Genomic DNA, 12657 nt, shown 5'->3' with positions numbered 1-12657 from the left:
TTTTCCTTATGTTTTGATGGTTTTTTTCATTTATAGCGCCATCACAGAAAAACAGTGACATTATGCGGGTTTGAAACCCATTCCAGATTATTATTCTGCCATAAAACCGCTATTCAGCATGCTGCATTGATAATACCGCTTTCAGATAGTGAGTCAGATCACACTCCCCCATGCCTCTCCAGGGCTTTTTGCGATAGCAAATAGCGTAAAATATCCTTTACATACAAATAGATAATGCCTCTTTAGCACATTTTTGTATAAATAAGATTGCCATTTGACCTGTGTACCAATTCCCGATAAGTTGGAAATCCGCTGGAAGCTTTCTGGATGAGCGGCCTGCTCATCATATTTATGCAGTAATTGAGATTCCCTCTGAAGCAAGTCCTCAAACTTGTTTACCTGCGCGAAAGGATGAAAAAGAGGGCGAATGCGAGGTCCGCGTATGAAACGCAAACCCCGTCGCCATGCTCTTTCTGCGCCTGTGCGCCACGGTAAAGTTCAGTGGGAAGCCCGACGAGCCTGGGGAGGTTCACTGATATGTTGTACGATAAATCCCTTGAGAAGGATAACTGTGGTTTCGGCCTGATCGCCCACATAGAAGGCGAACCTAGCCACAAGGTAGTGCGTACTGCTATTCACGCACTGGCCCGTATGCAGCACCGTGGTGCTATCCTTGCCGATGGTAAAACCGGCGACGGTTGTGGTCTGCTGCTGCAAAAACCGGATCGTTTCTTCCGTATCGTGGCGGAAGAGCGCGGCTGGCGTTTAGCCAAAAACTACGCTGTTGGTATGCTGTTCCTGAATCAGGACGCTGAAAAAGCTGCCGCCTCACGCCGCATCGTCGAAGAAGAACTTCAACGTGAAACCCTGTCGATTGTCGGCTGGCGCGATGTGCCAACCAACGAAGGGGTGCTCGGTGAAATCGCCCTCTCCTCGCTGCCTCGTATTGAACAGATTTTTGTTAACGCGCCTGCGGGCTGGCGTCCACGTGATATGGAACGTCGCCTGTTTATCGCCCGTCGCCGCATTGAAAAACGTCTCCAGGACGATAAAGAGTTCTACGTCTGTAGCCTCTCGAACCTGGTGAACATCTATAAAGGTCTGTGTATGCCGGCTGACCTGCCGCGCTTTTACCTGGACCTGGCGGACCTGCGTCTGGAATCGGCCATTTGCCTGTTCCACCAGCGCTTCTCCACCAACACCGTTCCACGCTGGCCGCTGGCGCAGCCGTTCCGCTATCTGGCGCACAACGGCGAGATCAACACCATCACCGGTAACCGCCAGTGGGCACGCGCCCGTACCTATAAGTTCCAGACGCCACTGATCCCTGACCTGCACGATGCCGCGCCGTTCGTGAACGAAACCGGTTCGGACTCCAGCTCTATGGATAACATGCTGGAACTGCTGCTGGCAGGCGGGATGGACATCGTGCGCGCCATGCGTCTGCTTGTTCCGCCGGCATGGCAGAACAACCCGGATATGGACCCTGAGCTGCGCGCGTTCTTCGACTTTAACTCCATGCACATGGAGCCGTGGGACGGCCCGGCAGGCATCGTCATGTCCGACGGGCGTTTTGCGGCCTGTAACCTGGACCGTAACGGCCTGCGTCCGGCGCGCTACGTCATCACCAAAGATAAGCTCATCACCTGCGCCTCTGAAGTCGGTATCTGGGATTACCAGCCTGACGAAGTGGTTGAGAAAGGTCGCGTCGGTCCGGGCGAACTGATGGTTATCGATACCCGCGGCGGGCGCATTCTGCACTCCGCCGAAACCGATAACGATCTGAAAAGCCGCCATCCGTACAAAGAGTGGATGGAGAAAAACGTGCGCCGTCTGGTGCCGTTCGAAGATCTGCCGGACGAAGAAGTGGGCAGCCGCGAGCTGGACGATGATGCTCTTGCGAGCTTCCAGAAACAGTTTAACTACAGCGCGGAAGAGCTGGACTCAGTTATCCGCGTACTGGGCGAAAACGGCCAGGAAGCGGTCGGCTCCATGGGTGACGATACCCCGTTTGCCGTGCTCTCCAGCCAGCCGCGCATTATTTACGACTACTTCCGTCAGCAGTTCGCGCAGGTGACCAACCCGCCAATCGATCCGCTGCGTGAAGCGCACGTGATGTCACTGGCGACCAGCATTGGTCGCGAGATGAACGTCTTCTGCGAAGCCGAAGGCCAGGCGCACCGTCTGACCTTTAAATCACCGATTCTGCTGTACTCCGATTTCAAACAGCTCACTACTCTGAAAGAGGATCACTACCGCGCCGACACGCTCGACATTACCTTCGACGTGACCGAAGCGAGCCTCGAAGAGACGGTGAATGCGCTGTGTGACAAAGCCGAACAGATGGTGCGTAACGGTACGGTTCTGCTGGTGCTGTCTGACCGCAACATCGCGAAAAACCGCCTGCCGGTGCCTGCGCCAATGGCAGTGGGTGCTATCCAGACGCGTCTGGTGGACAAGAGCCTGCGCTGCGACGCCAACATCATTGTTGAAACCGCAAGCGCGCGCGACCCGCACCACTTTGCTGTGCTGCTAGGATTTGGTGCGACGGCAATCTACCCGTACCTGGCCTACGAAACGCTGGCCCGTCTGGTCGACACCCGCGCGATCGACAAGGATTACCGTGCGGTGATGCTGAACTACCGTAACGGCATCAACAAAGGTCTGTACAAGATCATGTCCAAAATGGGCATCTCGACCATCGCCTCTTACCGCTGCTCGAAGCTGTTTGAAGCGGTCGGGTTGCATGACGACGTGGCAAATCTTTGCTTCCAGGGCGTGATCAGCCGTATCGGCGGTGCCGGTTTTGCTGACTTCCAGCAGGATCTGGTCAATCTGTCAAAACGCGCATGGCTGGCGCGTAAGCCGCTGGATCAGGGCGGTCTGCTGAAATACGTTCACGGTGGCGAATACCACGCCTACAACCCGGACGTGGTGCGCACGCTGCAGCAGGCGGTTCAGAGTGGCGAGTACAGTGATTATCAGCAGTACGCCGCGCTGGTGAACAACCGTCCGGCGGCGACGCTGCGCGACCTCATTGCCCTGAATCCGGGTGATGACGCGGTCAGTATTGACGATGTTGAGCCAGCGTCTGAGCTGTTCAAACGCTTCGATACCGCTGCGATGTCCATCGGCGCGCTGAGCCCGGAAGCCCACGAAGCGCTGGCGGAAGCCATGAACAGCATCGGCGGCAACTCCAACTCCGGCGAAGGTGGTGAAGATCCTGCTCGCTACGGCACCAACAAAGTGTCCCGCATCAAGCAGGTGGCATCCGGTCGCTTTGGCGTGACGCCAGCGTACCTGGTTAACGCCGATGTCATTCAGATTAAAGTCGCTCAGGGTGCTAAACCGGGCGAAGGCGGTCAGTTACCGGGTGATAAAGTCACGCCGTACATCGCCAAACTGCGCTATTCCGTGCCGGGCGTGACGCTGATCTCCCCGCCGCCGCACCACGATATTTACTCTATCGAGGACCTGGCGCAGCTGATTTTCGACCTGAAACAGGTCAACCCGAAAGCGATGATCTCCGTGAAGCTGGTATCTGAACCTGGCGTTGGCACCATCGCGACCGGCGTGGCGAAAGCCTATGCCGACCTGATCACCATCGCCGGTTATGACGGTGGTACCGGTGCAAGCCCGCTCTCCTCCGTGAAATATGCGGGTTGTCCGTGGGAGCTTGGCCTGGTGGAAACCCAGCAGGCGCTGGTGGCTAACGGCCTGCGTCACAAGATCCGCCTGCAGGTGGACGGTGGCCTGAAAACCGGCCTCGACATCATCAAAGCCGCGATTCTGGGTGCGGAGAGCTTTGGCTTCGGCACGGGCCCGATGGTGGCACTCGGCTGTAAATACCTGCGTATTTGCCACCTGAACAACTGCGCAACCGGTGTTGCGACCCAGGACGAGAAGCTGCGTAAGAACCATTATCACGGCCTGCCGTTCAAAGTGACCAACTACTTTGACTTCATCGCCCGCGAAACCCGCGAGCTGATGGCGCAGCTGGGCGTGAAACGTCTGGTAGATCTGATTGGCAGAACTGACCTGCTGAAAGAGCTGGAAGGCTTCACGGCTAAACAGCAGAAGCTGGAGCTGAGCAAATTGCTGGAAACCGCGCAGCCACACCCAGGCAAAGCGGTCTACTGCACCGAGAACAACCCGCCGTTCGACAACGGCGTGCTGAACGCGCAGTTACTGCAGCAGGCGAAGCCGTACGTGGACGAGAAGCAGAGCAAAACGTTCTGGTTTGATATCCGCAACACTGACCGCTCTGTCGGCGCGTCACTCTCTGGCTACATCGCGCAGACGCACGGTGACCAGGGGCTGGCAGCCGATCCGATTACCGCGCACTTCAGCGGTACAGCAGGCCAGAGCTTCGGCGTATGGAACGCGGGCGGCGTTGAGTTGTACCTGACCGGTGATGCCAACGACTACGTCGGTAAAGGCATGGCGGGCGGTCTGCTGGCAGTGCGTCCTCCGGTCGGCTCGGCCTTCCGTAGCCACGAAGCCAGCATCATTGGCAACACCTGTCTGTACGGCGCAACCGGCGGACGTCTGTTTGCCGCGGGCCGTGCGGGTGAGCGTTTTGCGGTGCGTAACTCCGGTGCCATCACCGTGGTCGAAGGCATTGGCGATAACGGCTGTGAATACATGACGGGCGGGATTGTTTGCGTCCTGGGTAAAACCGGCGTGAACTTTGGCGCAGGCATGACGGGCGGTTTTGCTTACGTCCTGGATGAAGATGGTGAGTTCCGCAAACGCGTGAACCCGGAACTGGTGGAAGTGCTGGACGTTGATACGCTGGCTATCCACGAAGAACACCTGCGCGGTTTGATTACCGAACACGTGCAGCATACCGGTTCTTCGCGCGGCGAAGAGATCCTGGCGAACTGGCCAGCATTCTCTGCGAAATTCGCGCTGGTTAAACCGAAGTCCAGCGATGTTAAAGCCCTGTTGGGTCACCGTAGTCGTAGCGCAGCAGAGCTGCGTGTGCAGGCGCAGTAAGGAATTCAGATGAGCCAGAACGTATACCAGTTTATCGACCTGCAGCGTGTTGATCCGCCAAAGAAACCGCTGAAGATCCGTAAAATTGAATTTGTTGAAATCTATGAGCCGTTTTCAGAAGGCCAGGCCAAAGCACAGGCAGACCGCTGCCTGTCCTGCGGTAACCCTTACTGCGAATGGAAATGTCCGGTACACAACTACATCCCGAACTGGCTGAAGCTCGCCAACGAAGGGCGTATTTTTGAAGCCGCCGAGCTGTCTCACCAGACCAACACCCTGCCGGAAGTGTGCGGCCGCGTGTGTCCTCAGGACCGTCTTTGTGAAGGCTCCTGTACGCTGAACGACGAGTTTGGCGCGGTGACCATCGGCAACATCGAGCGCTATATCAACGATAAGGCGTTCGAGATGGGCTGGCGTCCGGATATGACCGGCGTGCGTCAAACCGACAAACGCGTGGCGATCATCGGTGCGGGTCCTGCTGGCCTGGCCTGTGCGGACGTGCTGACCCGTAACGGCGTGAAGGCGGTGGTCTTTGACCGTCATCCGGAAATCGGCGGTCTGCTGACCTTCGGTATCCCGGCCTTCAAGCTGGAAAAAGAGGTCATGACCCGCCGCCGTGAAATCTTCACCGGTATGGGCATTGAGTTCAAACTGAACGTAGAAGTGGGCCGCGACGTGCAGCTCGACGATCTGCTGAAGGATTACGACGCCGTATTCCTCGGCGTGGGCACCTATCAGTCCATGCGCGGCGGTCTGGAGAACGAAGATGCACCGGGCGTGTACGACGCGCTGCCGTTCCTCATTGCCAACACCAAACAGATTATGGGTTACGGCGAAACGGTCGATGAACCTTTCGTCAGCATGGAAGGCAAACGCGTGGTGGTACTGGGCGGGGGTGATACCGCGATGGACTGCGTGCGCACCTCCATTCGTCAGAATGCGGCACATGTTATCTGTGCTTACCGCCGTGACGAAGAGAACATGCCGGGCTCGAAACGCGAAGTGAAAAACGCGCGTGAAGAGGGCGTGGAGTTCCAGTTCAACATCCAGCCTCTGGGCATTGAAGTGAATGCCAATGGCAAAGTGAGCGGCGTGAAAATGGCGCGCACGGAGATGGGTGCTCCGGATGCAAAAGGCCGCCGTCGTGCAGAAATCGTAGCCGGCTCTGAGCACGTGATCCCGGCTGATGCGGTCGTAATGGCGTTCGGTTTTCGTCCTCACAGCATGGAATGGCTGGCGAAGCACAGCGTTGAGCTGGATTCTCAGGGCCGCATTATCGCGCCAGAAGGCAGCGACAACGCGTTCCAGACCAGCAATCCGAAAATCTTCGCTGGTGGCGATATCGTTCGCGGCTCTGACCTGGTGGTAACAGCGATTGCCGAAGGGCGTAAAGCGGCAGACGGTATTTTGAACTACCTGGAAGTGTAAAAGACAAGCCGGATGGATCTCCATCCGGCTTTTTTTATGCAGTCAACAGGCTGGCACGAACCTTCACAACGACTTTTTTAATCTCTCCCGCTGTTCCCACAATACACCCTGGCTTATGCGGCTCTCCGGGCATAAAGACCACGAACATCCCCGATTTCAACACCACCGATTGCTCACCATCAATGCGGCTGCAAAGCTGATAATCTTCATCGTGATGCATCTCCTCGCACTCACGCGCAGAACCCGCAACGCCAAACAGAATGCGTTCTTCTCCGGTTAACAGCAGCTGGATATCAATATACTGCTCGTGCAACTCGGCTTTTTTCTGCTCCGGCGGCTGCGTGGCAAACTGCATGATGTTCATAAAAACCTCTTCACCCTGCAGTTCGTAATGCCCTGGGGCTTTCTCCTGAGGCCGCGCGGCAACGGCCAGCGTTAGCGCATTCACCAGTGCTTCATGTAAGCCAGATGATGCCAGCGACTGCAGCTCTCCTATTATCATCATGCGTCTCCTTGTGCTAACAGTGCCGCACCCAACAGCCCGGCGTCGTGTCGATAGTGGGCCGACCGAAGTGCGACCTGATAAACAGCGGGCTCCTGCGCGAGATACTCAGCCACCAATGGCAAATACCCTTCTGCCAGTCCCACGCTGCCGCCGACCACAACTATCTGACAGTCGGTGACGGCTTTAACGTCGGCGATAAGGCGCGCCAGCGTTTGTGCAGAATACGCCACCAGCTTGCGTGCCTGCGGAACGCCTTCTGTCGCCAGGTTGAAGATTGCTTTCGCATCCAGACCGGCCAGTTCGCCCTGCGCCTGGGCGGCAATGCCGCGCCCGGACGCAATGGCCTCTACGCAACCTCTTCGCCCGCAACCGCACAGCGGCCCGGCAGGATCGGCCAGCGTATGCCCCAGATGCCCGGCCAGACCGCCGCTGCCCGTCTGCAGCTTTCCATTGAGGACAATGCCACCGCCCACGCCGGTTGAAACCGTCAGAAAGACCATGTCGTCATCATTGGGCAACGCGCAGAACTCAGCCCAGGCAGCAGCCTGCGCGTCGTTTATCGCCATCACCGGTAATTGCGTGGTCTCCTCCAGAAATGCGACCAGCGGAAAGTGCGCCAGCCCGCCCAGATTGGCCGGATTAATGGCGGTCAGTATTCCGTTGTGAATAATCCCGGTTGATGCCACCGCCACGCGTCGGGCGTGGGTAACCAACGGTAAAATCAGGGTGCGTAGCGCCTCCTCCAGCGCCCCCGGCGTATAGCTGGCGGGGGTTGGGCACTCCCTGCGCATCGACAGATTGTTCCCCTCCAGCAGGGCAGCGGCGAGCTTTGTGCCGCCAATATCAATCGCCAGCGTCGTCATTTCACCACCTGCTCGCTTTTGACACTGCCTGCGGAAAAAGCGCCACTCAGCGGTTTACCGTCAATAGCGTCGTGAGTGCGCAGCGCTTCGGGTCTGATCCAGCGCTGAACGCGGGACGGCATATCCAGACCAATCAACAGGATCACCACAAACGTCAGGCCAAAGGAGAGCGAACCGAGAGCCGTGCCCAGCGCCATATCCTGCGACAGCAGCGCACCAATCACCGGTGCTATCGCCCCGCCCAGCGCTCCTACGTTGTAGGTAAAGCCGAGGCCAGCGGCACGCTGGTCGGTATCGAAATAGCCGCCGATGAGTTTGGGTAAGATCCCTGAGATCCCCTGCCCCAGCATTTGCTGGAAAAAGAGGAGCAGGCCCAGCACCCAGACATTTGCGCCACCGATCGCAAATACGGGGATGATCAGCAGCTGTGAGGCCAGCAGGCTGCAGACGTAAGCCTTGCGCGTGCCCAGCCAGTCGCCGAGGAAGCCGCCCACGCAGCACCCCACCGCCGCGCCGAACCCGCTAAAGAACAGGACTTTCGCCACCGTTGACGGATCGTATGCCAGTTCGGTTTTGAGATAAGTCGGGAGCAGCGCCTGAATCGGCCATGAGTAGAGGAAGGCAAACAGGACAACAACCATCAGCGTAACGCCCGTCGGCCAGCGCTTGCCGCTGCTTTGCACCATAAAACTGATAAAGACGATGGCGCACAGCAGGCCGAGAATGACCACCAGCCCTGCGTTGTTAAGCTCACCGGCAAAACAGAACCACAGCGCAGTACCGGCAAACAGCGTCATCACAATATTGATTACGCGGTATTTGCCACGGTAAAGGATATCAACCATCGTGCGCACCGGCGCTTTGCCTTCGTGCTTCGTTTTCCAGTCTTCCGCTTCAGGAATGTTTTTACGCAGCCACAGCGCAAACACGATGGGCAGGATGCCGATAAAGAACAGCGCACGCCAGCCCCACACGGGCACAACAAGACTGTAGACCTGAGCGGCCACCACGGCACCGACGGAGAAACCGGAGATCAAAAAGCCGCTCGCCTTATTACGCAGGTGCTTCGGCCAGCTTTCAATAACATAGGTCGCACTGGAGCCGTACTCGCCTGCCATCCCCATACCAATGACCATACGGGCGATAAACATGGTGACGTAGCCCGGCGCAAAGCCACAGGCCAGCGTACCGCAGGAGAAGAGGACAATACTGGTGATCATCGCCAGCTTACGGCCATAGCGATCGCCCATCGCCCCCAGCAACAGCCCACCGAACCAGCGTGAAATAAAGGCTGCCGAAATCAGGCTCGCGGCTTCCACCGTTGTGAGGCCAAATTCACTTTTTACTTCTGTCAGGACTAAGGCAATCAATACAAAATCGAAGCCATCAAGCAGGTATCCCAGCCAGGCGGCGGAGAACGCACGCCACTGCGGACGGGTAAGATGGCGGTACCACGGGATGCTTTGGGTAGACTTACTCATTTCACTCTCCCGACGATTTTTTGTCGTTTTGCCGGATGGCGGCTGCGCCTTACCCGGCCTACGTATCGCGTTTTTGTAGGCCGGATCGGCGAAGCGCCCTCCGGCAATGCGTTAGCGTTTTTCCGCCATTAATTGCTCTGCCAGGGCTTTCAGCTCCGGCACGAATTTTTCGTCCACAGGGGCAAATGGCTTACGGCACAGCGGCACGGAGATCACGTCCATGTAGTGCAGTACCGTTTTTAGCCCACGGAAGACACCAGCTTTGATCAGCAGATCGATGACCTTATTGCACTCGCTTTGCAGGCGTTGTGCGGTGACGTTATCTCCCTCTCGGACCGCTTTGGCGATCGCCTGATAGCGCCAGCCCATAATGTTGTAGGTGCTGCCGATCCCACCGTCTGCCCCCGCCAGCAGGCCGGAGGCGAAGATCTCGTCGTAGCCGTTGTAAAGCACCAGATCCGGATGCGCGCGGCGGATCTGCTCCATCTGGAACAGATCGCCAGAGGTTTGCTTCAGCGCGCCCACACCCGGCAGCGTCACCAGCGTGTTGATCTGATCCAGAGTTAACTTCACGCCGCTTAACGCCGGAATGTTATAAACCACCATCGGCAAACCATCCGCCGAATCAATAATTGCACGGTAGTGGTCGCAATGTTCTTCAAAGCTGAAGGGATAGTAAAACGGTGTGACGGCGGACACAGCGTCAAAGCCAAAACGCGCGGCAGCCGTTGCCAGCTGCTGGCTTTCCGCCGTGCTGACGCAGCCGACATGGGCGATGAGGGTGATCTTCCCCTTCGCCTCTTCCGCGACGATCTCCATGACCTCCTCGCGTTCGGAAAGGCTTTGTACAAAGGCTTCCCCCGTCGAGCCGCCGACATACAGACCGTCGATGCCCTGCGCAATATTGAACTGCACAAGACGGCGCAGACTCTCTTTATCCAGCGTTTGCTGATGGTTAAACGGGGTCAGAAGTGCGGCCATTACGCCGCGTAATTGCGTTGCCATAAATACCTCAGATGATAACGGGTGTGTTTTAACGATATACCTTTATACCTGTTATACCAGATCATTTTAGCAGCAGTGGAATACAGAACGCTTATATTGCGATCTGCTTCACTAAAGGATCGTTATTTTTTGGCTTTGGAAATCTGACCGAAGGCGTGCCAGGTGGCAGAAACGCTATTGAGGTGGGTTTGTAAAGCGCGATCGGCTTCATCGGGATCGCGGCGGCGGATCGCATCAACGATTGCAATGTGCTGGCGATAACTGACTTCGTTGTGCTGGTACAGCTCGGCATCCGGCACTTTAGGGCGCGCGGCAATCAGCCAGTCCAGCAACGCAACGTGGATCGCGTTGAAGATCGGATTGCCGGGGATCTCTGCCAGCACGCGGTGAAAATCAACATCGGAGCGAATAAACAGCGTGTTGTCGTCCAGCGACTGGCTGTTGATCTCCAGCGCTTTTGTCAGGCGATCGATTTGCTCGTCAGTGGCAAATTCAGCGGCAAAGCGCACAAGGCTGGACTCAAAGAACAGGCGCAACTGCTCAAAATGGGCAATGCCGCCGGGCTGAGTCAGGAAATCTTTCGCCATGCCGGAAAGTTCACTGATAATGGTATCGGCAGAGGGCATCGTGACACGTGCGCGCTCGCCGTTATTGATCTGCACCAGGCCTTTACGCTTGAGTGCCGCCAGCGCTTCACGCACGGACGGGCGACCCACGTTGAAGAACTCCATCAGTTCACGCTCGGAGGGCAATTGTTCTCCCTGCGCAAATTCCTTCCGGCGGATCATCTGCTCCAGCTCTTCTTCCACCATGTCAGACAGCTTTTTACGCGCAAGCGGACGACGCCGCAGGCTGCGGCCAATGGTTTCATCAGAGTTTTCAGCTTTAAGATCAGTCGGTTTCATTGCAGTCCGGTGCCGGAAAGGAAGAAAAATTCATCATAACACAGGAAATAACAGGTGGCGAAAAGGGGCAGAAAGCAAAACAGGCCCAACGGGCCTGTTTGATTATTTCACAACGCGCAATGCCGGTCGGCCACCGCGTGGCGGCGGATCGTCATCAGGGTCGTTGTCGTCTTGATGATCCGGTTTGTCGCCATCGATCAGAGACATCACCGTGTCGCTTTCGCGTTCACCGGAGGCGTCATCGTCATTCAGGCTGGCACCTTCTTCATCATAAGCCGCTTCCGGCTCAAACATAGTGCCCGCACCGTTTTCACGCGCGTAGATAGCCAGCACCGCAGCCAGCGGCACGGAAACCTGACGCGGCACACCGCCGAAACGCGCGTTAAAGCGCACTTCGTCGTTCGCCAGCTCAAGGTTACCCACCGCGCGTGGCGCGATATTCAGCACAATCTGTCCGTCGCGTGCGTATTCCATCGGAACCAGCACGCCCGGCAACGTCACATCCACAACCAGGTGCGGCGTGAGCTGGTTATCCAGCAGCCATTCATAGAAGGCGCGCAGCAGATACGGACGGCGTGGTGAAAGTTGTGACATTTCCACAGTCATTAGCCTCGGCCGAGACGCATTTCACGTTCCGGTTCAGTTAAAGATGCCAGGAAGGAATCGCGTTCAAATACGCGAGTCATGTAGCCTTTCAGCTCTTTCGCGCCAGGGCCACTGAACTCTACGCCCAGAACAGGCAGACGCCACAGCAGCGGAGCCAGGTAGCAATCCACCAGGCTGAACTCGTCGCTCAGGAAGAAAGGCTTCTGTCCAAACACTGGCGCAATGGCCAGCAGCTCTTCACGCAGTTGTTTACGTGCAGCATCCGCTTCAGAAGAGGAACCGTTAACGATCACGTTCATCAGCGTATACCAGTCTTTCTCGATACGCTGCATGTACAGGCGGCTTTCACCACGTGCAACCGGGTAAACAGGCATCAGTGGCGGATGCGGGAAACGCTCATCCAGATATTCCATAATGATACGGGATTCCCACAGGGTCAGCTCGCGATCCACCAGCGTCGGTACACTTTGGCTCGGATTGAGATCGATCAGATCCTGAGGCGGGTTATCCTTTTCCACATGCTCGATCTCAAAACTGACACCCTTCTCGGCCAGCACGATACGAACCTGATGGCTATAAATGTCAGTAGGACCAGAAAACAGCGTCATTACCGAACGTTTGTTGGCAGCGACAGCCATGAAAACCTCCAGGTATATTCAGAATTTTTACTGCTACTGGCCCAACGAGGCCAGCCAGATGATGTATCGCCCATCCCAGAGAAGACACATTGTTCAAGAATCGAACAAAAACCGAGTATTCACCGATATTTGGGCAGAAAATTGGATGATAGTTTACCAGATTTTGATGGCTTTGTGGTGAGGGGATTCTGGAAATGTGGAAAAAGAGGAGATATATGCATTGATATT

General features: G+C 56.6%; 9 protein-coding genes. 2 read left to right on the top strand and 7 right to left on the bottom strand.

Annotated features, from left to right (window positions below; genetic code table 11):
* Window positions 1-537: 537 nt before the first annotated feature.
* Complete coding sequence (gene gltB, locus ABGB15_RS02605) at window positions 538-4998, top strand: glutamate synthase large subunit (RefSeq protein WP_152082438.1); 4461 nt, start codon at window positions 538-540, stop codon at window positions 4996-4998.
* Window positions 4999-5007: 9 nt separating this feature from the next.
* Window positions 5008-6426: a glutamate synthase subunit GltD gene (gltD, locus tag ABGB15_RS02600; protein WP_152082439.1), complete on the top strand. Its 1419-nt coding sequence runs from the start codon at window positions 5008-5010 to the stop codon at window positions 6424-6426.
* A gap of 34 nt (window positions 6427-6460) precedes the next feature.
* Here gltD and nanQ read toward each other — a convergent pair whose 3' ends face one another.
* From nanQ to sspA, 7 genes are all read right to left on the bottom strand, one after another.
* Window positions 6461-6928, bottom strand: coding sequence for an N-acetylneuraminate anomerase (gene nanQ / locus ABGB15_RS02595; RefSeq protein WP_215722510.1), 468 nt, complete (start codon window positions 6926-6928; stop codon window positions 6461-6463).
* Window positions 6928-7794 (bottom strand): N-acetylmannosamine kinase, encoded by an 867-nt coding sequence (locus tag ABGB15_RS02590; RefSeq protein WP_215722428.1) that lies wholly within the window; start codon window positions 7792-7794, stop codon window positions 6928-6930. Before ABGB15_RS02590 ends, nanQ begins: the two co-directional genes overlap by 1 nt.
* On the bottom strand, window positions 7791-9275 hold the full coding sequence (locus ABGB15_RS02585) for an MFS transporter (protein WP_215722427.1): 1485 nt from the start codon (window positions 9273-9275) through the stop codon (window positions 7791-7793). Before ABGB15_RS02585 ends, ABGB15_RS02590 begins: the two co-directional genes overlap by 4 nt.
* Window positions 9276-9386: 111 nt before the next feature.
* The gene (gene nanA / locus ABGB15_RS02580; protein WP_152082442.1) at window positions 9387-10280 is read right to left on the bottom strand and encodes an N-acetylneuraminate lyase; all 894 of its coding nucleotides are present in this window, start codon (window positions 10278-10280) and stop codon (window positions 9387-9389) included.
* Window positions 10281-10402: 122 nt separating this feature from the next.
* Window positions 10403-11185, bottom strand: a complete 783-nt coding sequence (gene nanR / locus ABGB15_RS02575) for a transcriptional regulator NanR (RefSeq protein WP_313326826.1) — start codon at window positions 11183-11185, stop codon at window positions 10403-10405.
* A gap of 102 nt (window positions 11186-11287) precedes the next feature.
* Window positions 11288-11785, bottom strand: a complete 498-nt coding sequence (sspB, locus tag ABGB15_RS02570; protein ID WP_215722425.1) for a ClpXP protease specificity-enhancing factor — start codon at window positions 11783-11785, stop codon at window positions 11288-11290.
* A 5-nt stretch (window positions 11786-11790) separates the two neighbouring features.
* A complete protein-coding gene (gene sspA / locus ABGB15_RS02565) occupies window positions 11791-12429 on the bottom strand; it encodes a stringent starvation protein SspA (protein WP_152082445.1) in 639 nt (212 codons plus the stop codon).
* Window positions 12430-12657 lie beyond the last annotated feature (228 nt).

The sequence above is a fragment of the Enterobacter sp. MALB-1 genome (assembly GCF_041021625.1).
Taxonomy (GTDB): domain Bacteria; phylum Pseudomonadota; class Gammaproteobacteria; order Enterobacterales; family Enterobacteriaceae; genus Enterobacter; species Enterobacter oligotrophicus.
The sequence above is the reverse complement of the archived record's forward strand: the minus strand, read 5'-3'. Positions and strand labels throughout refer to the sequence as shown.

Coding starts and splice junctions, on each gene's coding strand:
- gltB (WP_152082438.1), top strand. CDS start 538: ATGTTGTACGATAAATCCCTTGAGAAGGATAACTGTGGTTTCGGCCTG.
- gltD (WP_152082439.1), top strand. CDS start 5,008: ATGAGCCAGAACGTATACCAGTTTATCGACCTGCAGCGTGTTGATCCG.
- nanQ (WP_215722510.1), bottom strand. CDS start 6,928: ATGATAATAGGAGAGCTGCAGTCGCTGGCATCATCTGGCTTACATGAA.
- ABGB15_RS02590 (WP_215722428.1), bottom strand. CDS start 7,794: ATGACGACGCTGGCGATTGATATTGGCGGCACAAAGCTCGCCGCTGCC.
- ABGB15_RS02585 (WP_215722427.1), bottom strand. CDS start 9,275: ATGAGTAAGTCTACCCAAAGCATCCCGTGGTACCGCCATCTTACCCGT.
- nanA (WP_152082442.1), bottom strand. CDS start 10,280: ATGGCAACGCAATTACGCGGCGTAATGGCCGCACTTCTGACCCCGTTT.
- nanR (WP_313326826.1), bottom strand. CDS start 11,185: ATGAAACCGACTGATCTTAAAGCTGAAAACTCTGATGAAACCATTGGC.
- sspA (WP_152082445.1), bottom strand. CDS start 12,429: ATGGCTGTCGCTGCCAACAAACGTTCGGTAATGACGCTGTTTTCTGGT.